This window comes from Sorangiineae bacterium MSr11954 (assembly GCA_037157815.1).
Taxonomy (GTDB): Bacteria; Myxococcota_A; Polyangia; order Polyangiales; family Polyangiaceae; genus Pendulispora; species Pendulispora albinea.
This window is the reverse complement of record CP089984.1, coordinates 1,143,787-1,168,794: the sequence shown is the minus strand read 5'-3', so window position 1 is coordinate 1,168,794 and position 25,008 is coordinate 1,143,787. Positions and strand designations below refer to the sequence as shown.

Here is a 25,008-nt window from a genome sequence, read left to right as displayed (position 1 = left end):
CGCGATTTGCAAATCGTCCCTCGAGCGCCATCAACGCGCCAAATTTGGCCGAAGCATAAGCTCAAGCGGAGCGTCCCAGATGAGCCCCGGCTTGAATCTGCCGCTACGATTGTTCGCGATTTCGGCGAGCGCACAAAAGAGTGACGGCCGCACCCGAAGGCACGGCCGTCATCGCAGCGAGCAGCCCCCCTCCCGCGGACTAAACCTCGAACTCGCCCTTTTCGAGAATGTCCGCGACGCGCCAGAGGAAGGAGTTGGCGGCGACGCCGTCGACGATGCGGTGGTCGTAGCTGAGGGCGGCGTACATGACGGGGTGGATGGCGATGAGGTCTTCGCCGCCCGGACCCTCGACGACGACGACGCGCTTTTGGATTTCGCCCATGCGCAGGATGCCGACGTTGGGCTGGTTGATGATGGCGCCGCCGAAGAGGTTGCCCTTGAGACCCGGGTTGGTCACCGAGAAGGTGGCGCCGCTCAAGTCGTCGGCCGTGATTTTGCCGGTGCGCGCGCGCTTCGCCAGCTCGTCGATGCCGCGCACGATGCCGCGGACGCCGAGCTCGTCGGCGCGGCGGACGACGGGGACCACCAGGCCGTCGGGTGAGTCGACCGCGACGCCGATGTTGATGTCCGACATGATGACGTAGGCGTCGTCGAGGACGCGCGCGTTGAGCGACATGTTTTCGCGCAGGGCGCGCGCGACGGCCACGACCACGAAGGCCAGCACCGTGAGGGGATGCCCCTCCTTCTTGTAGCGATCCTTGTGCGCGTCGCGGAGCTGCGAGACCTTGTTCAAGTCGATCTCGGCCACCGTGACGACGTGGGGCGAGGCGAACTTCGAATAGGTCATGTGGTCGGCCGTGATGCGGCGCCGGCGCGTGAACGGAATGACCTTGTCGCCGTCGTGCTGCTTGTACGCCGGCACCTTGAACGACCCGTAACCAACACCCGGAATCGGGGGCACGAAGCCGCCGCTCTGGTTGATCAATTGCGAGAGCGCCGCCGTATTTCCACGGGTGCTCGGGGTCTGCACGGGTGCGCTCGCGGCCGGCGCGACAGGCGCGGGGCGCGGCGGCATCTCGATCTTCTGCGGCGGCGGTACGATGGAGGTGGGCTCCTGGTAGGAGACGGCCGGCGCGGGGCCGTTGCCGGTGGCGGCGGCGCGGAGCACGTCGTCGCGCGTGATGCGACCGCGCTCGCCCGAGCCTTGCACGGCGTCGAGGTTCACTTCGTTTTCGAGCGCCGCTTTGCGGGCGGTCGGGGTGGCGAGGGTGCCGCCGGTCACGCTGCGCGAGGAGACGTTTTCGATGCCACCGGAGCTGGCCGTTGCCGGGCGCTCGACCATGGCGGCCGGCGTGGAGGGCGGCGCGGGGACGGGGGCGGGCGGCGGTGCCTTCACATCGCCGAGGGCCGTTTCGTCGAGCTGACAGAGCACGGCGTTGACGGGCAGCACGTCGCCTTCTTTGGCGAGGATTTTCGTCACGCGGCCGGCGGAGGGGGCGGGCAGCTCGGAGTCGGCCTTATCGGTCCCGATCTCGACGAGCGGCTGGTCTTTAAGTACGTATTCGCCTTCGCGAACGAGCCACTTGGTGATCGTCCCTTCGGAGACGCTCTCACCGAGCTGAGGAAGCGTGACATCGATCATGGTGGCGATGCTTTAGCAAGTCGCGGCGCGCTTGACGAGACTCGCGAGAAAGTATCCATCCGTGCCGTGTTTGTGCGGGAGAAGACGGAGTTTCGTGTCCCCTGCCTGCACCTCGGTCGCCAGGCGCGCGGCGGGCTCGCCCTCGAACGGGGTCGGCTCCATCTCCGGGCGGGCCGCGAGCAGCCGCTCCACGACCTCCTCCCCTTCTTCCCGCAGCACGCTGCAGACGACATAAACGAGTCGACCGCCCGGCTTGAGCCGGTCCACCGTGCGCGAAAGGATCGCCACCTGCAGCGCCGTGAGGCGAGCGAGGTCGTCGGGCGCGCGACGAATGTACAGGTCCGGGCGCCGGCCCAACGTCCCCGTCCCCGAGCACGGGGCATCGACCAAAATGCGATCGTAGGTGCCCGCGACCTCCCCCGCCCCCACGGACCAATCGACCGCATACGTGGCGCGCGGCGTGAGCCCGAGCCGCGTCAGCTCGGTACGTAGCCGCACCAGCTTTGCGGGGTGCAAATCCGCGGCGTCGACCGCCCCGGTCGGCCCCACCGCCCCCGCCAGGATCGCCGTTTTGTTTCCGCGGCCCGCGCACGCATCGAGCACGGCATCGCCCGGACGGGCGCCGAGCGCGAGCGCGACCAGCTGCGAGCCCTCTTCTTGCAGCGTCCACGCCCCCTCCGCGTAGCCGGGGAGCGTGTGCAGCCTGCCGGCCGAGCGCGCGCGAATGGCGTGCGGCGAGATGGTGCCCGCCTCGAACTCGGCTTGCGGCGCCGCGTCCCGCAGGCGATTCAGCCAATGATCGCGTGCACTTGCATTATGCACACAAATGCCGTTGGGCGGCGGCATGAGCGCCGAGCGCAGATACGCGCGGGCGCCGGCGGGGCCGAGCGAGCGCGAAAGCGTCTCGAAGAGCCAAGGCGGCGCCGACTCCACGGCCACCGCCTCCAGATCGAGCCCCGCGGCCTCGGCCTCCGCCTCGCGCGCGAGCTTCCGCAAAATCGCGTTGGCGAAGGCGGCCACCTCGGGCCCTTTGGACGTGCGAACCGCGCTCACCGCCTCGCTCACGGCCGCGAACTTCGGCACCCGCTCCAGGAAAAAGAGCTGAAACGCCGCCAGCACCAGCTGAACGCGCACCCGCGGATCGAGCTTCTCGATCGGCCGCGTCGCGTGCCGCCCGAGCCGGCCCTCGAGCCAGCGCCGCACGCGGAGCGAGCCATACGCCAGCTCCGTGGCCAGGGCGCGATCGCGCGGGCCGAGCTGCGGAGAGCGCGCGATCTCCGCGTCGAGGGCGGCGGAGGCAAAGGCATGATCGCGCTCCACGCGCGTCAGCACCTCCGCAGCCACACTTCGTGCCGATACTTCTTTCTTCACGGGTTCGTCACCTTACCAACCATACCAGTAAGGCGACTAGCCGAAGATCTCTCGGATTTGCCCGACGATGACGTCCCAGCGGCGCTCGACGTCGTTTTTGAAGGCGATCATCATCAACACGAAGAGCACGCTCATCCCCACGAGGCTCGACACCTCGCGCACGCGAAGCGAGAGGGGCCGCTTTTTGATGGCCTCCAGCGCGAGGAAGACCAGGTGTCCGCCGTCGAGCACGGGGATGGGGAGCAGGTTCACGAGCCCCAGGTTGATGGAGATGACCGCCATGGCCCATACGAAGTCGCGCGTCCCTTTGGCGCCCGCTTGGCCCGCCACGTCGTACATGGTGATGGGGCCGCTCACGCTGGCCAGGCTCACGCGCCCTTGAAGGATGCGCCAGAAGCCCACCGTGATGAACTTCACCACGCTGATCGTCTCGGTCACCGCGCCCGTGAGGGCATACGAGACGAGGTTCGGATTGTCGACGAGCACCGCCGGCGCGTTGGGCTTCCAGTTGCTCGTCAGAAAGACGTGGCGCTCGTGGCGCTGCGAGAACTCGTCGACCCACTGCTCCTTGCGGAGCTGGAAGACGCCGGCCATGGGCTGCCCGCCGCGCGTCCACTCCAGGTTGTGCATCCGGTTCGGATCGCGCAGAAGCGCCTCGGCCATCGCGGGCCAGTAGCGCTGCGGGACGCCGTCGAGCTGCGAGATGCGGTCGCCCGCGCGGAGCCCCGCCTTCCACTCGCCGGAGCCCACGGGCACGAACGCCACGTACATGTCCGAGCCTTCGATCCCGGTGCGCGCCAGCACGTCTTTGGCGCGGGCGTCGGAGTCTTCCTCGGGGCTCGGCGACTCGCGCGGCATGGGGGTCAAGGTGACCGCGCCCGGATCCATCACCGCGATGTCGCAGAGCCCACCCGCCGCCGGAACGGGCACCGGCCGCAGGTACGCGAGCACCACCGTGTCGCCGCGGTTCTTCGAGAGCAGGTCGACCAAGTCGAGGAAGCGGTCGACCTTCTTGCCGTTGATGGCCGTGATGCGATCGAAGGTGCGCAGCCCCGCGCGGTACGCCGGTGAGTCCGTGCGGGGAATGCCCACCACCGGCGCGGGAAAATTCGGCATGATGCCCACGCGCGCCACGTGCTCCACCACGTCGAGCTCGCGCTGCACCTCGGAGAGCTCGACCAGCTCGTCGGCCGGGGTCACCTGCACGTCGATGGGCTTCCCGTCGCGCTCGATCGAGAACCGCACCGGCGTCCCCGCGCGCTGCGCCACGATGCGCTGCACGTCGGGGAAGGTCTCCACCGCTTTGCCATCGACGGAGAGGATGCGATCGCCGGGGACGAGCTTTCCTTCCGCCGCGCGCCCCGGGGTGACCACGCCCACGTTGGGCGCCGGGAACTGCCGATCCTCGAGGTACACCGAGGTGTAGAGCGCCACCGGGAACACCACGTTCATGGCCGGCCCGGCGAGCACGATGACCACCCGCTTCCAGAGCGCCTGCGACTCGAAGGTGCGCTTTTTGTCTTCCGGCGGGATGGCCTCGATGCCCTTGGCCTCCTCGAGCATCTTCACGAAGCCGCCGAAGGGCAAAAGCCCCACGCAGTACTCCGTCTCCTTGCCGCGAAGGCGCAGGATCTTGGGCCCGAACCCGATGGAAAAGGTGATGACCTTGACCCCGAACACCTTCGCGAAGACGAAGTGTCCGGACTCGTGAATGAAAATGAGAATGCTGGTGAGGAGGGTAAAGTAGAGGAGGTCCACCTTTCCCGTCCCGCCTTCAGCCTACGGTGTGCGCGGCCGGCGCCGTGGCGTGGACTCCACCTGCAGCTCCACCTGCAACAATGACGGCATCGAAGGGGATGCGGCCATCGATCCCGCCGAGGATCGCCTCGCTCATGCGCTCCGGGTGCGGCATGATGCCGAAGACGTTCTTGCGCGGGCCCCCGTAGAGGGCCGCGATGTTCTTGTCGGCGCCATTGGGGTTCGAGGCCTCGGTGATCGCGCCGTCCTTTTCACAGTATTGGAGCGCGATGCGGCCCGATTGTTCGAGCTCGGCCAAGACGGCCGGCGTGGCTTGGTAGCGCCCCTCGCCATGGGCGATGGGCAGGCGCCAGACGGCATCGACCTGCGGCGTGTAAGGACCCACGGCCCCGACTTTGACGTAAACATCGCCACATGCAAACTGCATCGACTTGTTTCGTGTGAGGGCGCCGGGCAAAAGTCCCACCTCGGTGAGAATTTGAAAGCCATTGCACACCCCGAGCACATAGCCGCCTCGGTTGGCGTGGCGGACGATGGCCCCGATGATGGGCGCGACCTTGGCGATGGCGCCTGCCCGCAGGTAGTCGCCGTAGCAGAAGCCGCCAGGGATGGCGACGAGGTCGGTGCCCGCGGGGAGCTCGGTTTCGGTGTGACGAATGACCGTGGTGGAGAGCCCGCAAACCCCTCGAAGGGTGCGAACCATTTCGGCATCCGCATTGATTCCAGGAAAAACGACGACGGTGGCTCGCATTTCGGCCCTTTCGCTAGCACGGAAGCGGCAAAGCTTCTACGTTGCGCCGCGTGACGCACCATCCATCTCGCGAGTCGGGCGAGCCTGCTGCCGCTGCGACCTCGAAGCCGAGCCCTTTTCCAGGAGATCTCCCGATCACGGACGAGCTCGTCCGCCAGCACAAAGTCAGCGAGTCCGAGTACCGCACCATCGTCGCCACGCTTGGACGCGAGCCCTCGTACACCGAGCTCGGCGTCTTTAGCGTCATGTGGAGCGAGCACTGTTCGTACAAGTCCTCGCGCGTCCACCTGCGAAGGCTGCCGACCAAAGGGCCGAGGGTCATTCAAGGGCCGGGCGAGAACGCGGGCGTGGTCGACATTGGCGATGGGTTTGCGGCCGTCTTCAAGATGGAGTCGCACAATCACCCGAGCTTCATCGAGCCCTACCAGGGCGCGGCCACCGGGGTCGGCGGCATCCTTCGCGACGTCTTTACAATGGGCGCCCGGCCCATCGCCTCGCTGAACTCCCTGCGCTTCGGCAGGCCCGATCATCCGCGCACCCCGGAGCTTCTGCGCGGGGTGGTGGCCGGCATCGGCGGCTACGGCAACTCCTTCGGCGTCCCCACCGTGGGCGGCGAGGTCTCCTTCGATTCGAAGTACGACGGCAACATCCTCGTCAACGCCTTCACCTGCGGCGTGGTGCACAAGGACCGCATCTTCTACGGGCGCGCCAGCGGCATCGGCAACCCGATCCTCTACGTGGGCGCCAAGACGGGGCGCGACGGGATCCACGGCGCCACCATGGCCTCCGACGAGTTCGGCGAGGGAGAGGTCACGGGCGGCGGCAAAGGGAGCGAGAGCGCGAAGCCCGGCGAGGAAGGCATCGCCACCGCCGCGTCGCTCCGCAGCGGGGTGCGCTCCACCATGCAAGTGGGCGATCCCTTCATGGGCAAGCTGCTGCTCGAGGCATGCTTGGAGCTCTTTCAGCTCGATCTTCTGGAGGGCATCCAGGACATGGGGGCCGCCGGGCTCACCTCCTCCAGCGTGGAGATGGCCGGCCGCGCCAAGAACGGCATCGACATCGATCTCGATCGGGTCCCCCGGCGGGCCAAGCGCATGGCGCCCTACGAGATTTTGCTCAGCGAATCGCAGGAGCGCATGCTCCTCGTCGCCAAGCGTGGGTGCGAAGAGCGCGTGCTCGAGATCTGCAAGAAGTGGGAGCTCGACGCGGCCGTCATCGGTCACGTGACCGACACCAAGCGCTGGGTCGTCCGCGCCACGCCCGGCTTCGATCCGCTGGCCGACGCGAAGGCTGCCGGGGCGCGCGTCGCCGGCGAGAGCGTGGTGGTGTGCGACATCCCCATCGACATTCTGACCGACGGCGCCCCCGTCTACGATCGCCCGCGCGTCCAAGCCGCGCGCAAAGGCGGCTCGGAGCGCGAGGCGCCCGCGGCAACCCGCTTTACGAGCCCCAAGGCCGGCAGCTGGGGGGACGAGCTCCTCGCCTTGTGCGGCTCGCCGAACCTGGGCTCGCGGCGCTGGATCTGGAAGCAGTACGACCACATCGTCCGCGGCGGCACCGCGGTGCGGCCCGGCGGCGATGCCGGCGTGGTGCGCGTGCCGTGCGAGCTCGGAGATCGTGTACTTTACAAGTATCTGGCGTTCTCCGTGGACTGCAACGCGCGCCAGGTGGAAAACGATCCCTTCGTGGGCGGCGCCATGGCGGTGGCGGAGAGCTGCCGCAACGTGGTGTGCGCGGGCGCGGAGCCCATTGGGCTGACCGATTGCCTCAACTTCGGCAACCCCGAGCGGCCCGAGGTGATGGAGCAGTTCGCGCGCGCCATCGACGGCATCGCGGCCGCGTGCCGCGCGCTCGAGGTCCCCGTCGTGAGCGGAAACGTGAGCCTCTACAACGAGACGGCCGGCGCGGCGATTTTGCCGACGCCGACCATCGCGTGCGTGGGGCTCCTGGCCGATGAAAAAGACGTGCTCACCCCGTGGTTCAAACGCGAGGGCGACACGGTCATCGCGCTGGGGGTGCGGGCGGGCTTGGCGAAGGGCTCGGATCCCCTCGGCGGGAGCGAGTACGCGGCGTGGCGAACGGGCTCGCGCGGCGGCGCCCCGGTGCTCGATCTCGAGCTCGAGGCGCGGCTGCAGCGGCTGGTGCTGACCCTCGCGCGCGAGCACGTCCTCGCCAGCGCGCACGACGTGGCCGATGGCGGCTTGGCGGTCGCCCTGGCCGAGTGCTGTGTGACGGCGCCCGAGGGGCAGCGCGATGTGGGGGCACGTATTACGCTGCCGGCCCACGACGCAAGCGTGTCTACAGATGGCGCGGATGCCGTATCGACAGCAGTTCAATTTTTCGGTGAGACGCCCTCGCTCATCCTGGTCAGCGTGGCGCAGGAGCATGTGGAGCACGTGCTGGCGTCCGCTCGAAAGGCCTCGGTTTCCGCGGAAATTCTGGGTCAAACCGGGGGTGACGCGCTCCTTGTCGATGCCGCAGGCGCGACGCGCGCCAACCTCCAGGTGCCTCTCGCTCGGCTTCGTCGCGCGCGCGAAGAATGTCTCACGAGTATCGTCGGCGAGTAGTCCACCCGACGGCGCATCGTGGTACCATTTGACGAGCACACGTCTCGTGTAGCTGAGTCATGTCCAAGGCGCCCTCTCCGCTACTCGGCTATAACAACAACGTCCGACACAAGAGTCGGGTGTTCCACATTCAGACCGAAGATTCGGGCGTTCGGCACCCGCACGTCATCACGCACCTGTTCATGGACGGGGGCCGGATCCTCAAGTCGGTCAAGAAAAGCTATGCGGAGCACCTGGGCTCCGAGGGGCTCGAGGGCGTCGTCCGCCACATGATGAAGGAGCAGCACAAGGCGATGTTCATCGCCTTGCGCGGCGGCCACTTCGATCATCTGGTCGACGCCGCCGAAGCCTCGCCGCCCACGATGCGGGGCTCCGCGCCGCCCGTCTCCAAGAGCCCTTCGAGCGGCCCGGTGCCCTCGGGCGACCGCACGGATCCGCCTCCGGCGGTGCAACTCAAGCCGGACGTTTCGACATCGTCGCCCCCGCCCTCGTCGTTGCCGGAGGAGCCGGCAAGGTCCGGGGCTCGAACGACCGCCGCGGAGGTGCAGTCTGCATCGATCGCTGCGCCGTCGGAGAAGGGTGCGGAGGAGCAGGCGGCCGGCGAGCAGGCAGCCGGCGAGCAGGCGGTGGCCAAGTCGCGGACGGAGGAGCAGGCGGCGGGCGAGCCGGCAGCCGGCGAGCCGGCGGTGGCCAAGTCGCGGACGGAGGAGCAGGCGGCGGGCGAGCCGGCAGCGGACGAGTCGGAAGCGCCTGCGCGGAGTGAGACGATCCCGGCGGGGCCGCCTGCGTCGGCGGTGGATACGGTCAAGGTGCCGGCGTCGGCGTCGCCGGAAACGATTCGTGTGCCGGGACCACCTCCGAGTTACGGGGAGGCAGCCGCCAGCGGCGGGCCTCCGGCGGGGCTCGAGCTGACCTTGGACATCGATGCGCTCGAGGGCGGTGCGCCGATCGAGGTCGCGCCGGCGGCCGCCGAGCCTTCGGGCGATCTCGCGCCATCTCCGTTCAAGAAGAGAGCCGATACATTTCGCTTCCGGCCGCCGGGCAAGGAGACGCGGGCCACCGCGGCGCTCCTTTCGACGTCGCGCCAGCCTGGTGCGCCCGGCATGCCCGTCTCGGCGTCATTCTCGGAGCTCGCGGCGCGAAGCGCGGAGATGGGACCGCGCTCGTCGGCCGCCGCCGCGCCACCTGCGTCGGGCGTCGCCAAGAGCGATTCGTTTGCGAGCGCGCCCTCATCATCGCGCTCCCCCGAGGCGGAAAAGTCGAACAGCCCGCCGCCCTCGTCGCAGCCGGGGCGCGCGCCGGCGCCGGGTTACAAGCCCCAAGGTGCGCCGGGCTCGGAAGGTCGGTATGCGCCGGCGCGGCCGGCGGCGATTTTTGGCCATGCGCGGCCGCAGCAAGGGAGCTCGATCTTCGGCGAGGATCTCATCAGCGATAAGTCGCTCGACGAGGTGATCCTCAGTTATTTGGCGGAAGATCTGGAGACGGAGAAGAAGTAGGGGCCCGCGATTCGATCGAGACGGAGTTTGCGCTCCGCGGCTCGACCGGCTTCGGTCCGAGGGTGCGTAACCGCTTTGGTCGATGGGTCGTGGGATCGCTTCGTCGAAGCTCCGCGCGAGCCGGCTCGTTGATCTTCGGTGCGAACCGCTTCGCTGAACTCGGGTGCGAACCGCTTCGTTGAAGCTCGGCGCGAGCGTCGCAGCTCCACGGTTGGCGGTGAGCGCCTTTGTCGAACGACCGGCGTGGCCGTCATGGCGGAAGGGTCCGCGAGAGTGTCGAGCTCGACATTTTTCGGTGATTTTGCTTGACGCCAAGGGCAGACGGAGCTTTGCTGGAGGTGAAATCGAAAGTGATATTCATTTTCATATACGAGGAGCAATCATGGACGACTCTCATCGAGCCCGCCTCGCCGAAGGCCCCATTTGCATGGTCGAAGAGTGCAGCTGCGGGGTGATGCATCTGACAATCGGTCCCGTCACCTTGCGCTTGCAGTCCGAGGCGGTCGAATCGATGTGGGTCACCTTGGGCGAAGCCATCAGCCGCCACGCCGCCCGCGAACGCGAGCGCGGACTGCACCTGCACCTGGGCGCGAGTGAAGCACCGCGCTCCGACGATCGTCTGTCGTAGTCAGCCACGTAGCGACTGCACCCGGCCCGGCCGCCGAGCGGATTGGCCCGCCCGCCGCTTTACTCCGACGGCGCGGGCGCGGGCGGATCGGCCGGGTGCACCTCGGGCGACGCCGACGGCTGCACGATCGGCGGCGTGGTGGGCGGAACGACGCCCCACGTCGGCGCCGCGGACGGCGCGTGATTCGGCGGCGCCGCGCCCCCGGGCGGCGGAACGATCGGCGTTCGCGGAGGCTTCGGCTTGCGCCCGCCGGGGCGGGTCGGCGTGGAAGGCGCCGCCGAACCGCCCGGATCCGCGGGCGCCTGCTCGACGAGATCCTCCGGCGGCGGCAAAGGCTCTTTGCGCAACGTCGGCGGCGAGACATGGGACGGCGGCGGCGGCGCGGCAGAGGCTTGCGGCTCGGGCGGCGGCACCACCGGCTTCACCTCCGCGCTCGGAGCTTGGCTCGCGCCAGACGAAGCCGATGAAACGACGGACGCCGCGTTCGTCGACGGATCGTGCGTGACCGTGCTCTGCGAGAACGCGCCACGAAAGATGAAGGCGCCGAGCGCCGCGACGCCCAAAAGCAACCCCGCGGCCAAAAGGTGCCCCGTCCAGCGACCGCGCGCCGGCAGAAGATCGGCGTCGATGTCCGTACCGAGCGGCGTCAGGCGGCTGGGCGTTCGCTCCAGCTTCGTGGAGATGCGCGCCGAGGCCGCGCGAACCACGGCCGCGTCGATCGACACCTCGGTGGCGGCGACGCCCAGATCGTGCGGCGTCACCAGCGGCCTTCGTGCAACGGCACCCGGCGGCGCCGACGACTGCGCCGAGCTGGCGAGCGGCCCGCCTTCCAGGAACGCGCGCAGATCGGCGCGCATCTCGCGCGCCGATTGGTAGCGCTCTTCCCGTGCTTTGCGCATCGCCTTGAGGCAGATGGCTTCGAGCTTCTTGTCCACCCCTGGCGCGCGCTGCGAGGGCGCGAGCGGCTCGTCGGTCACGTGCTTGAGCACCACCCCGAGCGCGCTGTTCGCCTCGAAGGGCACCGTGCCCGTGAGGAGCTGGTAGAGGATGACCCCCACGGAATAGATGTCCGCCCGCGCATCGAGCGCCTCGCCCCGACCTTGCTCCGGCGACATGTACTCGGGCGTGCCGACCACCAGACCGTGGGTCGTGAGCTTTCCCTGTTCCCGCTCGTCGGTCGTGGGCTCCTTGCGCTCCTCGATGATCTTCGCGATGCCGAAGTCGCAAACTTTGACGACGTCTTTGGGCTGCCCCTCGTCGTCGGTCGACGGAAGCACCATGATGTTCTCGGGCTTGAGATCGCGATGCACCACGCCCATGTCGTGGGCTACCGCCAGCGCGGCCAAGGTCTGCATCACCAAATCGGCCACGCGCGGCGGCGGCAGCGGCCACTCGGATTGGATCACCTGGAACAGGTCGCGCCCGTCCAAGAACTCCATGGCCATGTAGAGCGTGCCATCGTCCTCCTCGCCAAAATCGATCACCCGCATCGAATTGGGGTGGTCGATGCGCGACGCGGCCTTGGCCTCACGCATGAACCGGGCAGGGAAGGTGGAGTCCTTGGCCAGGTCGCGGTGCAGCAATTTGAGGGCGACCAGCTTGTCGAGCGAGACCTGGCGAGCCCGGTACACGGCCCCCATGGCGCCGCTTCCAATGAAGGCTTCGACCGCAAATTTCCCTGCGATTTTGCGCCCTATCAGAAGATTTTGGTCTACCTGCGCCATGAATCGGGGTGAAGTCTAACCAAGGAGGCCTGATCCAGCCACACACTCATTCATGCTCTCATGTGTGCGGGTGCGCTAGGCAATAGCGGGCTCCGGCTTCTCGCGCAATGTGCACAATCTCTGCATCTCCATTGTGCAGCCGGCTAACCGCTTGGGCGACCTCGTCGGGCGGAGCGCCTTTTTCCATGAGGATGCGCGCTTCATCGTCGCCGGTCAGCAGATCGAAGGCCGGAATATCCTTTACGAATTCATAGGGTTCCGTGCGGAAAGCAAATCGTGCCGGGTCCTGCTGCCGGGCGAGCGCGACGAGCGCCACATAGGTCGCGATCGGCCGAAATGTCCCGGAATCGGTCACGTGGACTTGAACGCCGCCGCAAATCAAGCCCGCGTGTTTGTGAAACATGGGCTGGAACGTGAGCGGCCGCACGCGCACCCCTGCGGGCTCGAGGGCGTGGAAATCGTGCGCGAGCTTGGCACCATCGAGCCAAGGGGCGCCGAACACCTCGAAGGGCTGCGTCGTGCCGCGCCCTTCGGAGAGGTTCGTGCCCTCGAGGAGGCACGCGCCCGGGTACACCAACGCCGTTCGATACGTGGGCATGTTGGGCGAGGGCGCGATGAAGGGGCGGTCCCAAGCTGGCGCATGCGCGTCGCGCGCGAGGCCGGTCACGGCGGCCACCTCCAGCTGCTCCGGGGGTATCCCCTCTTCGCCGGCGCGCCAGGCGATGATTTCGCCCAGGGTCAGGGCGTGGCGAATGGGAATTGCTTCCAGCCCGACGAAGGATCGGAACGCGCTCTGCTGGCGGCGGCCCTCGATGGACGAGGGATCCCCGCCGATGGGGTTGGGGCGGTCGAGGATCAGGGCGCGCTTGCCGAGCTTCTGGCACACGCGCACGGCCAAGAGCGCGGTCCATACGAAGGTGTAATAGCGTGCGCCGACGTCCTGCAGATCGACCACGAGTAGGTCGACGTCCGCCAAATCCTCCGCGCGCGGCTCGAGCGCAGAAAAATCGGCGCCGTACAGGCTGCGGATTGGAATGCCATTTCGATCGCGCGCGTCCTCCACGCCAATCATGTCCTGCGCCTCGCCGCCGAAGCCGTGCTCGGGACCGAAGATGACCTTCAGCCGCGCACCTTGTCCGATGACGACGTCGGCTGCGTGTACGAGGTCGCGCGTGACCGACGCGGGGTGCGCCAGAAGTGCGACGCGCGTGCCCCGCAGGGCGCGCATGAGCGACCTCGATTGGCCGGCGGCAAGACGGTCGAGTCCGGTGAACATCCAACCATGGTACGCAAAGAATGATATCCAAGTAAAAGGAGATTCAGGTTGAAGGGCGGTAACTTCACCGGCGATGGGATTGTCGCGAGAGCTCCGCAGATGGCGGAGATCTTCCGGACCATCGTCAAGGTTGCCGAATACAAGACCACCGTGCTGGTGACGGGCGAGAGCGGCGTCGGCAAAGAGCGAATCGCCCGCGCCATTCACGCCCAATCGAACCGGCGCGAGGGTCCATTCGTCGCCATCAACTGCGGCGCCATCCCGGAGAACCTGCTGGAGAGCGAGCTATTTGGCCACAAAAAAGGCGCCTTCACCGACGCGACGGCCGATCGGCGCGGCATCTTCGAGGAGGCCAGCGGCGGCACATTGTTCCTCGACGAAATCGGCGAGCTGCCGCAGGGGCTGCAAGTCAAACTCTTGCGCGCGCTCCAAGAAGAATCCATCCGTCGGCTGGGCGATACGCAGGACACGTCCGTAGACGTGCGCATCATCGCGGCGAGCCACCGCAATCTGGCCGCGGAGGTGGATGCCGGGCGGTTTCGGGAAGATCTTTATTATCGAATCAACGTGCTACCCATTGCCATCCCCGCGCTGCGCGAACGGCGCGAAGACATTCCACCGCTGGTGGAGCATTTCATCGAGCGAAACAACGCGAAGCTCGGCACATCCATTCGCGGCATCTCGGCGGAGGCCGCGAAGCTGCTCATGGACTATGCGTGGCCGGGCAACGTGCGCGAGCTCGAGAACACCATCGAGCGCGCCATGGTGCTCTCCGAGCGCGAGCAGCTCGACGTGAGCGACTTTTCGGAGCAGCTGCACTCCACGGCGGATCCCGTGCAGGCGCAACTCGCCACCGGGGAGCTGTCGATCAAGAAGACAACGCAGGTGATCGAGGAAATATTGATTCGGCGTGCGCTCCAGAAGACCAATGGGAACCGAACGCGCGCGGCGGCTATTTTGGAGATCAGCCACCGTACGCTTCTTTACAAAATCAAAGACTATAAGATCATGGACTCGTGAGCTTCCTCCGCGCGGGCGACGTCCCCACTGCTGCCGTCCAGGTCATCGATGGCGTTTCCATCGCGGCGGGCGTTTTGCACACCAAAGGCGCCTGTCGCACCGAAGGCGTCTCTTGCACGGCGGGCGGCTCCTTTGTTGCGGGCGGCTCCGCCTTTGCGGGCGGCTCTCGCGCCGCGGGCGTTTTGCACACCAAAGGCGTCTCTCGCACGGCGGGCGGCTCCCCTACCGCGGCCTGTTCCTTTGTTGCGGGCGGCTCCGTCTCTGCGGGTGTCTCTCGCGCCGCGGGCGTTTTGCACACCCAAGGCGTCTCTCGCGCCGAAGGCGTCTCTCGCACCGAAGGCGTCTCCCCCACCGCTGCCTTCTCTCGCACGGCGGGCGGCTCCGCCTCTGCGAGCGATTCCTTTGTTGCGGGCGGCTCCGCCTCTGCGGGCGGCTCGCGCACCACCGCCTTCTCTCGCGCCGCGGGCGTTTTGCACACCGAAGGCGTCTCTCGCGCCGAAGGCGTCTCCCCCACCGCTGCCGTCTCTCGCACGGCGGGCGGCTCCGCCTCTGCGGGCGGATCGCGCGCCACCGCCTTCTCTCGCGTCGCGGGCGGCTCCCCCACCAACGGCGTCTCTCCTACCAACGGCGTCTCTCCTACCAACGGCCGCTCCCCCACCAACGGCGTCTCTCTCTCGAACGGCCGCTCCCCCTCCCCAACCCTCCCCCGGGCGCGGAGGGGACTAACGGTGTTGTCGCTGGCATTTGCGGTGGCGATGTCCGTGGGGTGTGCGAAGGGGCATCGGGCGGGGATTGGGAAGATGCCGCATGAAGCGTTGGCGTCGGGTGGGAATGTGGCGGCTTGGGAGTACGACGTGGTGGTGGGAACGGGGGCGGCGGAGCTTGGGGTGGAGGCGACGTTTGCGCGGGGGGCGGCGAGTGAGTTTTCGGTGAGTGAACAGGCGGAGCCCTTCGTGCGCGATTTGCGCGTGGAGCGAGGGGACCGGTGGGAGACGGTGGAGCCGCGCGAGGATTCGTGGTTTTTGCCAGTGTGCGCGGCGGGGTGCCGCGTTCGGTACCGGTTTTTGTTGCGCGAAGCGGCCATGAATGTGGCGCGCGATTCCATCGCCAAGAAGCTCGCGGACGGTGTCTTCGAGGCGCCGCCGCATGCGTGGCTCGTGCACCCGCTTCAAGCGGGCAAAGGCGAGCGGCTTCGCTTTCGCGTCGCGAGCGCGGAGGGCGTGAAGTTCGAGACGGGGTTGGTCGCGGAGCCCGACGGCAGCTATGCGTTTCCGGCCGAGGAGATCGGGCGCGTGCCTTACTCCATCTTTGGCCGGTGGCGCGCGTCGACGGTGCACGTGGGCGACTCCACGTTGAAGCTCGCCATCTTGCCGGGTCGAATGACCCTGAGCGACGCCGAGCTGTCGCGCTGGATCGCGCAATCGGCCATGGCGGTGCACGATTTTCACGGCCGGTTTCCGATCGAGGGAGCGCTCTACACGGTCATCCCCACGTGGGGTGATTCCATGGGGTTCGGGCGCGCGTCGGCCGGCGCAGGAGGCGCCTCGATCTTGCTCGACGTGGGGCGCTCGGCCGGAGAGCAGGCCTTGAGCTCGGATTGGGTCGCCGTCCACGAGACGATTCATTTGACGTTTCCCTCGGTCGCGCGCGAGCACCTCTGGGTGGAAGAAGGGCTCGCCACCTACCTCGAGCCCATCGTGCGGCGCCGCGCGGGGCTCACCACCGATCAAGACGTGTGGTTCCAATTCCACGAGATGATGCCGCACGGTCTGCCCGGCCCCGGCGATCGCGGGCTCGATCGCACGCACACGTGGGGGCGCACCTATTGGGGCGGCGCCATCTTCTGGCTGGTGGCCGACCTCGAGATCCGCAAGGCCACGCAGAATGCGTACGGGCTCGGAGATGCGCTGCGCGCCATCTTGCGCGCGGGCGGGGACAACACGAAGAGCTGGTCGCTCGCGCGCGCATGGGACGAGGGCGATCGCGCCACCGGGACCCATGTGCTCCAACAATGGGGCACGGCCATGGGATCTCAGCCGGTGAATGTCGACCTGCCGAGGCTCTTTCGTGAACTCGGCGTGACGGCGCGCGGTGAGAGAGTCGTGCTCGACGATACGGCGCCACTCGCAGCGGTGAGGCGCGCGATCACCGCGCGCTGAGCGCGAGCCGAAGGCCTAAGGAGGCCGAAGTCCGAAGTGAACCGACCATGAAGGCGCGGCCAAATCTGGTATGGTCCGCGGGTGCCGTTCGACTACGACTTGCTCGTATTGGGGGCCGGACCTGCGGGTGAAAAGGGCGCCGTTCAAGCCGCGTACTTCGGTAAACGCGTGGCCATCGTCGAGTGCGCGAAGGAGCCGGGCGGGGCGGCCGTGCACACGGGGACGCTTCCCTCGAAGACCTTGCGCGAGACCGCGCTCTTCCTGTCCGGCTACCGCCAGCGCGATCTGTACGGCGTGGAGGTGAACCTCCATCGCGAGCTCGCGGTGCCCAAGCTGCTCTCGCGCAAGGATGCGGTGCGCGATCTCGAGGTCGCGCGCATCCGATGGAACCTGGAGCGCCACGGGGTGCCGATGCTGAAGGGCATCGCGCGCTTCGTCGATCCGCACACGGTGGAGGTCGCGCAGTGCGGCGGGCCACCGCGCCGGATCACCAGCGAGGTCTTCTTGGTCGCCACCGGCTCGAAGCCGCATCAGCCGGAGGACATCCCCTTCGACGACGAAGACGTCGACGACTCCGACACGGTGCTGCTCATCGATCGCCTGCCGAAGACCATGACCATCGTGGGCGGAGGGGTGATCGGCTGCGAGTACGCCACCATGTTCGCCGCGCTGCAGGTAAAGGTCACCTTGATCGAAGGGCGCGGGAGGCTCTTGCCGTTCTTGGACCTGGAGATGGGCGAGCGGCTTCGGGGCGCGATGAACAGCCTGGGCGTCACCATCCTGCTCGACACCAAGACGACGAAGGTCGCGCGGGTGCCGGGCGTCGGCATTCGAAGCACCTTGAACACGGGCGTCATGCTCGACAGCGACAAGTTCCTCTTCGCCGCCGGGCGCTCGGGCCGAACGGGCGAGCTGCACCTCGAGTCGCTCGGCGTGAAGCTCGACAAACGCGGGTACGTGCAGGTCGACGGCGATTACCGCACGGCCGTGCCCCACATCTATGCGGCGGGCGACGTCATTGGCTTTCCGGCGCTGGCGTCGACGTCGATGGAGCAAGCGCGCGTCGCCGTCTGCCACGCCTTCGGGTTCACGTACAAGCGCCAGGTGTCGTGCGTGCTGCCGTTCGGCATTTATACGATCCCCGAGGTGAGCTGCGTGGGGCTCTCGGAGGAGGCGTGCAACGAGCAAGAGCTCGACTACGTGGTGGGGCGCGCGTTCTACCGCGACAACGCCCGCGGCAAGATCATCGGCGACAAGGACGGGGTCATCAAGCTGATCTTCGACCGCAAAACGCGCGTGCTCGTGGGGTGCCACTGCATCGGCGATCGGGCCTCGGAGCTCGTTCACATCGGGCAGGCGGTGCTGCTCGGCAAAGGCACGGTCGATACCTTCATCGAAATGGTCTTCAACTACCCCACCCTCGCCGAAGCGTTCAAGTACGCCGCCTACGACGCGCTCGCCCGCTTCGGCGCCACCATCGGGCAACCTAAGACCGCGTCACCCGCGATGTGAGCCAGTCGAACGCGGCGCCCGGACGGAGCGGGCGTCCCTCCACCGAGGGCGCGAGCGCGGTGAGCACGATCGCGAGCACGACCACCACCGCGAGTCCTCCGCGCACCGTAAAGTGCTCCGACACGAAGCCAATGGCCGGCGGGCCGAGCAAAAATCCGCCGTAGCCCAGGGTGGCCATGGTGGCGAGCCCCGCCGAGGGCGCGACGCCGGGCACGCGCCCGCTCGCCCGAAAGGCGGTGGGCATGACCACGGACAAGCCGAGCCCCACGCAGAGGAAGCCGAGGATGGTGGTCGGAACGGTGTTGGTGATCAGGCCGAACGCCAGCCCCGCGGCGACGAGCAGCCCGCCGTAGCGGACGATGCCCACCGAGCCGAATCGAAGGGTGAGGCGGTCGCCCGAGAAGCGGCCGAGGAGCATGGCCAGCGAAAAGGCCGCAAAGCCGAGCGGCGCCACCGCCTCGCTGGTGTGAAGAATGTCGCGAAGATACACGGCGGACCAATCGGCCATGGCGCCCTCCCCCACCGACGAGCAGAAGGCCACGGCGCCCAGCGCGATCAAGATGCCATTGGGGCGCGTGAAGCTGTGCGCGGGCGGGGCGTCGGATGAGGGCTCCTCGTGCGGAGACTCGCGCGAGAGCTCGTGCGGAAGGAGCGTGCGACCGAAGAAGAGGGCAAACACCTCGAAGACGATGCCCGCGGCCACCAAGTGGGTGATGGACGAGAGACCTTGCGATGCGGCGAGCGCACCGGCGCCGGCGCCCACCAGGCCGCCGAGGCTGAAGAGACCATGCAAGGAGCCGAGGATCGGCCGGCCGATGCGGCGCTCGACCTCAACCCCGTGCGCGTTCATCGCCACGTCCATGATGCCGGTCGACATGCCCACCGCGGCGAGCGCGAAGGCCGCCCAAAGGGGCGTGGGGGCAAAGCCGGGCAAGGCGACGCTCACGCACATGAGCGCGGAGGAGACCTGCGTCACACGGCGGCTCCCGTACCGGGCCGTGAGGCGCGCGGCCGAGCGAAAGGCGGCGATGGCGCCGACGGCGGTGGCGAGGAGGAGCAGCCCGAGATCGCGATCGCCGAGCCCGAGCCGGTCGCGCATGGCGGGAATGCGCGATACCCAGCTGGCATAGCCGGCGCCCAGCAGAAAAAACATGGCCCCCACGGCGCGTCGCGCGATGCGATCCACCTGGGAGCTCATGGGGAACCTATAGGGCCGAACCCGAAACGCGGCGCCTGAAAGGTACGGGTTGTGCCCGTTTCATCTGCAAGTTCGACCATTACGTGCACAAACATGCACCACATCGGGCACCAAGCAAGAACTTTCGTGCTAATGTACGCACGATCATGCAGAGCGAAGTACCGAAGGCCATGCTGACGGAGGAGCGGCGGCGTTGGATCGTCGCCGCGTTGGAGCGCGAAGGAAAGGTCGTCGCGTGCGAGCTGAGTCGATTGCTCGACGTGTCGGAGGATACCATTCGGCGCGATCTTCGGGAGCTCGCGGCGGAAGGGCGCGTGCAACGGGTGCACGGCGGCGCCCTGCCCGCCCCGCGCGTGAGCGCGAACTATGCAGTGCGCGCGACGCAGGCGACGTCGACCAAGACGACCTTGGCGCGCGCGGCGGCGGCGCTGGTCCGGCAGGCGAACGTGGTGCTCGTGGACGGAGGGACCACCAACGTCGAGATCGTGCGCCACTTTGCGCCGGATCTTCATGCCACGGTGGTGACCAACAGCCCGCCGGTGGCCATCGCCTTGGCCGATCATCCGCACATCGAGGTGATTGTGCTGGGCGGGCGGATGTTCAAGCCCTCGCGCGCCACCGTCGACTCGGTGACCATGGAGGGCGTGCGCGGGATTCGCGCCGATGTGTGCTTCCTCGGGGTTTGCAGCGTGCACCCGGAGACGGGCGTCTCGACGCTCGACTTTTCGGAGGCGCACATCAAGCGCGCGATGGTGGCGTCTTCGGCGGAGGTGGTGGCCGTGGCGTTCGGCGAGAAGCTCGGCACCGCGGCGCCGTATCTGGTCGCGCCGCTCGCGGAGCTCACGCAATTGGTGACCGAGGCGAGCGTCTCGGAGGAGTTCCTCGCGCCTTACCGTGCGGCGGGGGTCACCGTACTCCAGGCGTAGTCGACGACCGGCGACCTTCGGCGCACGTGCCACCGCGGATCACGTGCTGCCCGCCGCTCGTGTGTCGCGCCGGATCACGTGATGCCGCCGATCGTGTGCTGCGCCGGATCACGTGATGCCGCCGATCGTGTGCCGCGCCGGATCACGTGATGCCGCCGCTCGTGTGCTGCGCCGGATCACGTGATGCCGCCGATCGTGTGCTGCGGCGGATCACGTGCGATCGGATCACTTCACGGTGCCCAGGTTCACGAAGGCGTGGTCGGTCATGACGACGAAGGGGCGCTCTTCGAAGGTGATATTTCCGCGGCCATCGTGGTCGAGGATCTCGAGCTTGCCCATGCCGTAGCCCATGGGCCCGCGCGAGTAGTAGTGGGCTTGCAGCTTGTACGGGCCGGCGCGTTCGCCGCGCGCGGCGCGAATGGTGAAGCACTCCGGCCCGTAGCCGGTGGTGACGTCGGCGTAGAGATCGCCGCCGCTCGCCAGGTGGCGGCGGGAGAAGAAGGCGTGGCCGCCTTTGGCGTCGAAGATGTGGAAGTCCACGTCGTTGGCGTCCGTCTCCCAGTTGAGGACGAACCGGAGCGACGGGCGATTCTCGAGGGTGCCGCCCGCGTCGCGCAGGCGCTTCAGGATCTCCTCGCGGCGCTCGGGCTCGGCGCGGATCCAGGCGGCGGCGATGAGGCCGAGATCCTCCCGCAGGATGCGATCGACGCCCAAGAAGCGATCCTCCGGGTAGCGCTGCTTGATGCCGGCGACGGCGGCGGCGAACGCTTGCGGGAGCTCGCCCTTGCGCAGGAGCGAGAACGCGAGCAGGCGATGGCTCGCGGGGTGATCGGGGCGATCGTCTTTGGCCTTGGCATAGCTGTCGATCGCGAGATCGAGGCCGCCTTGCACCCGCTCGAGCCGCTCACCCGCGAAGCGGCGAAGGTCGGCGCGCGCAGGGAAGAGGTCGATGAGCGAGCCATAGCTGCGGGCCGCGCGCGGGAGATCGCCGGTCGCCTCGAGGGCTTCGCCGAGGGCGATGAGGGACATGACGTCGCCGGGGGCTGCGTCGTGCAAGCGGGTGGCGGTTTCGAGGGCGCGCTGCACGTCCTTGCGGGCGATGGCGTCCATCACCTCGCGGAAGTTGCCGGTGTACGGGTTGACGGAGCGAGGGCGGTCCATGGGGTCGACCGCCGGGGCCTCCATCTCCGCCCCGTCCATGGCATCCAGGGCCGCCGGCCCCCTTCGGCGCATGGGTGTGGCGGGGCGGCTGGCCGCGGCGCCGGCGCCCATGAGCGCATGGCCTCCCCCGGAAGCGACCCCACCGCCACCACCGCCGCTGCCGAAGGCGCGCATCTCTTTTGCCTCGGCCATCTCGTCCATGGCCTGCATCTTGGGCTCCGCCATGGGCGCCGCGGCCATGGGCGGCGCGGGCATGGGCGCCGCGCCCCGGGGACCCGCGGCCATGTCCGCAGGCGGGGCCATGGTGGCAACGGGGGACGGAGGCGCTGCGACCGCGGCCATGGGCTGCGACGCCGGAGCGGCGCGCCCTTCGCCTTCGGAGCGGTCCTCCATTTTGTTCGACTCCCGGACCACGCCCGGCCGGCGCGACGACTGTGCAGCCGCGATCTCGCCGCGGTGCTCGTTCACGACGCGCGCGCCCTCGATGGCGAGGAGATCGCCCGGCGCCTTGCGGTCGATCTTGAAGCGCGCATAATCCTCGTCGCTCTCGAGCACCAAGAGCGACGTGTACGGCGACAGAACGCGGTGGCGCGTCGACAGCTCGACCACGCGCGCCCGCGCCGAGGTGTCCTTGGGCCCCTCGGCGCGCGCGAGCACGCTCGCGATCTTCGCCTGCGCCCAGGTGTGCTGAAGGAGCGGCGCGTCCACGTCGCGAAGGGTCAAGCCCGCCGCCTCGCCGTCGCCCACCTTCACGCGCACCGGCGCGCCGGGTTTGGCGTCGGGCACCTCGGCGTAGACGAGCCGCTCATCGCCCGGCTGCACCCCATCGAGGCGCTCGGGCCACACCCAGCTCGCCCCGTCGACGTGCACGGCCAGCCCCGAGCGCGCGGTCCGCGTGAGCCGCCGCGCCAAAAGGTGAACATCGCGCGCCCCATCCACCACCACGCCATCGTGCTCCAGCGCGCCGCTCGCGAGGCGCATGAGCGCCGCCTCGTCGCGGATGCCTCCCACGGCGATCGCATCGAGGCGCTGCACGCCGGCCTCGCGAAGCCGGGCGGCGGCGGCCGAGAGCTTCGCGCCTTCGCTCGATCCCGCCGTGGCCACACCGTCGCTCACGACCAGGATCCGGCGGATGGCGTGCAGGTTTTTGGCCGCCCACCCCAGCGCGCTCTCCAAATTCGACGCGCCGAGCGCGCCGCGCGCCACCAGCTTCGCCGTGGCCTCGGCGCCGTAGGCCGCGGCGCCTCCATCGTAAATGGACGCCACGTCTTGATCGAACGCCGCGACCACCAGGCGCGCATCCGCGCCCCCGCTCGCCGCCACCTCGCGCGCGAGGCCCTCGACGAGCTTCACCTCGTCGGAGAAGCCCAGCGCACGCGACGCGCTGGTATCGACGAGGATCAAGGTTCCGCCCTCGAAGGGCTCCGGGCTGGCCGCCGTCATGGGGCGCACGCGCAAAAGGGCGATGTTGCCGCTCCGCACGCCCCCTCCGCCGCGCAGGTTGGCGGGTGCGACCGTGACGTCTTCGGTCAGCGGCTCGTTGCCGAGGCGCTTTCGCTCCTGGATGACTTGCTCATCGCCCGCGCGCACCACCGACACATCGAGATCGTCGACCGCCGGGAGCCCCGCGAGGGGAAAGGTGTAGCCCGCGCCGGGTCCGAGCTCCTGGGCGTACGCGATGATGAGCTCCTTCGTCCCCTTGGCGGGGATGGGAAAGACGCGCGCCGAAAAGGCGTTGGGCGCCGCCTGCTCCAAGAGCGCCGGATCTTCTTTGCGGTGCAGGTAGTCTTCGTACACCGCACGCGCGCGCGTCTTCTCGACCATCTCGGCTTCGCGCCAGGTCTGCCCGATCTTCATGGCGAAGCGGCTGACGGTGGCGCCGGGCGGCAAGGTGATCTCGAAGCGGCCTTCGAGGGTGCGATCGGCGGGGTTGGCGAATGCCAGGTGCACCTCGGTGTACGCGAGCGGCTCGTCGAGGACGGCGCGCGCTTTCAACCGGGTGATGCGCAGCCCGGTCCCATCGGACGCCGTGAGCGCGAGCGGGGCCACGTTCTTGGGACGCGGCAGCGGCGGATCGAGCACCTCGTCGAGGGCGAGCGCCGCCGGCTGCTTCTGCGCCGGCTCGTCCTTGGCGCCGCCCGTACCCTGGGACGAGCGGCAGCCAAACGACGAGGCCAGGACCGAGACGAGGACGAGCGAAAGGAACCGGGAGCGGATCGGGGAACGTCGCACCCCAGCTCGTACGGGCGACGTTCCCCCAAGATCTATTCGCTAGCGCGCGGCGCGCGGATTCCCCTCGGTGTCGAAGAACTCCGGCTTGGGGAGCCCCGCGCCTTCGAGCTGCGGCAGCACCTTGGCTCGAGGTCCCACGATGACGATGACCGCGTCCTTGGGGTGGAAATACCGAAGCGCCACCCGGTCGAGATCCGCCTTGGTTGCTGCATCGCGGCGGGCGGCTGCCTCGGCCTCGTAGGTCGGCGACAAGCCCAGGGCCGCGTCGGCGGCCAGCAGCGAGGCCGCGCCGGAGAGATGTTCGTAGGACTGCACCAACTCGGCGCGCGAGGTCATGCGCGTGAGATCGACCTCGCCGGCGGTGAGCCCCTTGGTCGCGTAAAGCTCGGCGTCTTTGAGCAGCGCCTTCACGGCGTCGCCGGTGTTCTCGGTGTGGACCGCAGACGAAAGAACGACCGAGCCGGCCCTGCGCATCGGCAGCACGCGCGAGCCTGCGCCGTACGTCCAGCCGTGCTCCTCGCGCAAATCGAGGTTGAGACGCGAGGAGAAGGAGCCGCCCAGCGCGATGTTGGCTCGTTCGAGGAGGGTGGCGTCGGGATCGGCGACCGCCGGCCCGGGGCGGATGACATAGAGCTGCGACTGCGGCGCGTCCGCGCGATCGACCACGATCAAACGCGGGCGCGTGCCCTTGGGCTCCACGGGGGCCGAGGGCGGGGCGGCTTTGGCGCCGGGCGCCGGCTTCCAATCGGCGAAGGATTGATCGAGCAAGGTCGAGAGCTCCGCGCGGGAGATGTCGCCCACGGCCACCACCGTGACCGATTCGGGGCGCCAGCTCGCTTGGTAGAAGCGTTTGACCCGCGCCAGATCGATCTTGCCCGCGCTGGTCGTCGTTCCCGACACCGGGTGCCCATACGGTTGATCGCTGCCGTACAGGGCGGACGACGCCGCGATGGCCGCAACGGCGCGGGGCTCGCGCGTGCGCGTGCGCAGATCGTTCATCCAAAGATCGTGCACGCGCTTCCACTCGACCGCATCGAAGCGCGGGCGAATCACCATGTCGGCGAGGAGCCCGAACGCGGGGGTGAGGTTGCGCTTGAGCACGAACAGCGAGACGCCGCTGTGATCGGCGCCCGCGGTGGGCACCAAGCTGGCGCCCAGTTGATCGACGGCACGCGCAAACTCCAGCGCGCCGCGCGAGCCGGCGCCTTCGTCGAGCATGTTGGCCGTGGCCCAAGCGAGGCCGCCCTCGCCCCCCGGATCGCTGGCCGAGCCCACGGGGATGGTCACGTCGATGGCCACGAGGGGAAGCGCGTGGCGCTCGAGCAGCCATACGTTGATGCCGTGGGCGGTGCGAAACACCACCGGCGTCGGCGGTGTGAAGAGGGGCGGCGGCTCCACCTCGGGGCGCGGCCCCAGCGGATCCGCCTCGGCGGCCGGCCCGGTCGCAGGTGGGGCGGGAGGCTTCGCAGGCGATGTGGCCACGGGCTTCGCGCCTGCGCTTTCACCGCCGCACGCCGTCGCAACGAGGCCCGAAGCCCCTACGAGCACCAGCAGGCTCGCATACGCCGCAAAGGATTTTCTACGCAT

General features: G+C 68.4%; 16 protein-coding genes. 7 read left to right on the top strand and 9 right to left on the bottom strand.

Features of this window, described 5'->3' with window-relative positions; genetic code table 11:
- Window positions 1–199 precede the first annotated feature (199 nt).
- The 4 genes from LZC94_04755 to purQ are packed head-to-tail and all read right to left on the bottom strand — an operon-like array spanning window position 200 to window position 5,474.
- A complete protein-coding gene (locus tag LZC94_04755) occupies window positions 200–1,642 on the bottom strand; it encodes a 2-oxo acid dehydrogenase subunit E2 (GenBank protein ID WXB16589.1) in 1,443 nt (480 codons plus the stop codon).
- 12 nt (window positions 1,643–1,654) lie between these two features.
- The gene (rsmB, locus tag LZC94_04750; GenBank protein ID WXB16588.1) at window positions 1,655–3,013 is read right to left on the bottom strand and encodes a 16S rRNA (cytosine(967)-C(5))-methyltransferase RsmB; all 1,359 of its coding nucleotides are present in this window, start codon (window positions 3,011–3,013) and stop codon (window positions 1,655–1,657) included.
- Between the two features lie 36 nt (window positions 3,014–3,049).
- Complete coding sequence (gene rseP, locus LZC94_04745) at window positions 3,050–4,771, bottom strand: RIP metalloprotease RseP (GenBank protein ID WXB16587.1); 1,722 nt, start codon at window positions 4,769–4,771, stop codon at window positions 3,050–3,052.
- A 16-nt stretch (window positions 4,772–4,787) separates the two neighbouring features.
- Window positions 4,788–5,474, bottom strand: coding sequence for a phosphoribosylformylglycinamidine synthase subunit PurQ (gene purQ, locus LZC94_04740; GenBank protein ID WXB16586.1), 687 nt, complete (start codon window positions 5,472–5,474; stop codon window positions 4,788–4,790).
- Between the two features lie 98 nt (window positions 5,475–5,572).
- Here purQ and LZC94_04735 point away from each other — a divergent pair, with 98 nt between their 5' ends.
- The 3 genes from LZC94_04735 to LZC94_04725 all read left to right on the top strand — a co-directional run bounded on the left by LZC94_04735 (window position 5,573) and on the right by LZC94_04725 (window position 10,213).
- Window positions 5,573–8,089: a phosphoribosylformylglycinamidine synthase subunit PurL gene (locus tag LZC94_04735; protein ID WXB16585.1), complete on the top strand. Its 2,517-nt coding sequence runs from the start codon at window positions 5,573–5,575 to the stop codon at window positions 8,087–8,089.
- 119 nt (window positions 8,090–8,208) lie between these two features.
- A complete protein-coding gene (locus LZC94_04730; GenBank protein WXB20386.1) occupies window positions 8,209–9,585 on the top strand; it encodes a hypothetical protein in 1,377 nt (458 codons plus the stop codon).
- A gap of 382 nt (window positions 9,586–9,967) precedes the next feature.
- The gene (locus tag LZC94_04725; GenBank protein ID WXB16584.1) at window positions 9,968–10,213 is read left to right on the top strand and encodes a hypothetical protein; all 246 of its coding nucleotides are present in this window, start codon (window positions 9,968–9,970) and stop codon (window positions 10,211–10,213) included.
- Between the two features lie 59 nt (window positions 10,214–10,272).
- Here the strand turns inward: LZC94_04725 and LZC94_04720 are convergent, their stop codons facing one another.
- Window positions 10,273–11,937 carry a serine/threonine protein kinase gene (locus tag LZC94_04720; GenBank protein WXB16583.1) on the bottom strand — a complete coding sequence of 555 codons (1,665 nt, stop codon included), beginning with the start codon at window positions 11,935–11,937 and terminating at the stop codon, window positions 10,273–10,275.
- Between the two features lie 58 nt (window positions 11,938–11,995).
- Window positions 11,996–13,213: a DUF1343 domain-containing protein gene (locus tag LZC94_04715; protein WXB16582.1), complete on the bottom strand. Its 1,218-nt coding sequence runs from the start codon at window positions 13,211–13,213 to the stop codon at window positions 11,996–11,998.
- A 48-nt stretch (window positions 13,214–13,261) separates the two neighbouring features.
- Between LZC94_04715 and LZC94_04710 the strand changes: the two genes are divergently transcribed.
- The 3 genes from LZC94_04710 (at window position 13,262) to sthA (ending at window position 17,904) form a co-directional block, all read left to right on the top strand.
- Window positions 13,262–14,233, top strand: a complete 972-nt coding sequence (locus LZC94_04710; GenBank protein ID WXB16581.1) for a sigma-54 dependent transcriptional regulator — start codon at window positions 13,262–13,264, stop codon at window positions 14,231–14,233.
- Window positions 14,230–16,392, top strand: coding sequence for a hypothetical protein (locus LZC94_04705; GenBank protein WXB16580.1), 2,163 nt, complete (start codon window positions 14,230–14,232; stop codon window positions 16,390–16,392). Before LZC94_04710 ends, LZC94_04705 begins: the two co-directional genes overlap by 4 nt.
- Window positions 16,393–16,473: 81 nt before the next feature.
- Window positions 16,474–17,904, top strand: coding sequence for a Si-specific NAD(P)(+) transhydrogenase (gene sthA, locus LZC94_04700; GenBank protein WXB16579.1), 1,431 nt, complete (start codon window positions 16,474–16,476; stop codon window positions 17,902–17,904).
- Here sthA and LZC94_04695 read toward each other — a convergent pair.
- Complete coding sequence (locus LZC94_04695) at window positions 17,879–19,102, bottom strand: MFS transporter (GenBank protein ID WXB16578.1); 1,224 nt, start codon at window positions 19,100–19,102, stop codon at window positions 17,879–17,881. The genes sthA and LZC94_04695 overlap by 26 nt on opposite strands.
- A gap of 146 nt (window positions 19,103–19,248) precedes the next feature.
- Here LZC94_04695 and LZC94_04690 point away from each other — a divergent pair, with 146 nt between their 5' ends.
- Window positions 19,249–20,028 (top strand): DeoR/GlpR family DNA-binding transcription regulator, encoded by a 780-nt coding sequence (locus LZC94_04690; GenBank protein WXB16577.1) that lies wholly within the window; start codon window positions 19,249–19,251, stop codon window positions 20,026–20,028.
- Window positions 20,029–20,253: 225 nt separating this feature from the next.
- Here LZC94_04690 and LZC94_04685 read toward each other — a convergent pair whose 3' ends face one another.
- Together LZC94_04685 and LZC94_04680 are read right to left on the bottom strand one after the other, a co-directional pair.
- Window positions 20,254–23,421, bottom strand: a complete 3,168-nt coding sequence (locus tag LZC94_04685; protein ID WXB16576.1) for a hypothetical protein — start codon at window positions 23,419–23,421, stop codon at window positions 20,254–20,256.
- Between the two features lie 39 nt (window positions 23,422–23,460).
- Window positions 23,461–25,008, bottom strand: a complete 1,548-nt coding sequence (locus tag LZC94_04680) for an insulinase family protein (GenBank protein ID WXB20345.1) — start codon at window positions 25,006–25,008, stop codon at window positions 23,461–23,463.

Excerpts from the sequence above, each read along its gene's own strand:
- LZC94_04755 (WXB16589.1), bottom strand. The coding sequence starts at position 1,642 with ATGATCGATGTCACGCTTCCTCAGCTCGGTGAGAGCGTCTCCGAAGGG.
- purQ (WXB16586.1), bottom strand. The coding sequence starts at position 5,474 with ATGGTTCGCACCCTTCGAGGGGTTTGCGGGCTCTCCACCACGGTCATT.
- LZC94_04725 (WXB16584.1), top strand. The coding sequence starts at position 9,968 with ATGGACGACTCTCATCGAGCCCGCCTCGCCGAAGGCCCCATTTGCATG.
- LZC94_04720 (WXB16583.1), bottom strand. The coding sequence starts at position 11,937 with ATGGCGCAGGTAGACCAAAATCTTCTGATAGGGCGCAAAATCGCAGGG.
- LZC94_04715 (WXB16582.1), bottom strand. The coding sequence starts at position 13,213 with ATGTTCACCGGACTCGACCGTCTTGCCGCCGGCCAATCGAGGTCGCTC.
- LZC94_04695 (WXB16578.1), bottom strand. The coding sequence starts at position 19,102 with ATGAGCTCCCAGGTGGATCGCATCGCGCGACGCGCCGTGGGGGCCATG.
- LZC94_04690 (WXB16577.1), top strand. The coding sequence starts at position 19,249 with ATGCAGAGCGAAGTACCGAAGGCCATGCTGACGGAGGAGCGGCGGCGT.
- LZC94_04680 (WXB20345.1), bottom strand. The coding sequence starts at position 25,008 with ATGCGTAGAAAATCCTTTGCGGCGTATGCGAGCCTGCTGGTGCTCGTA.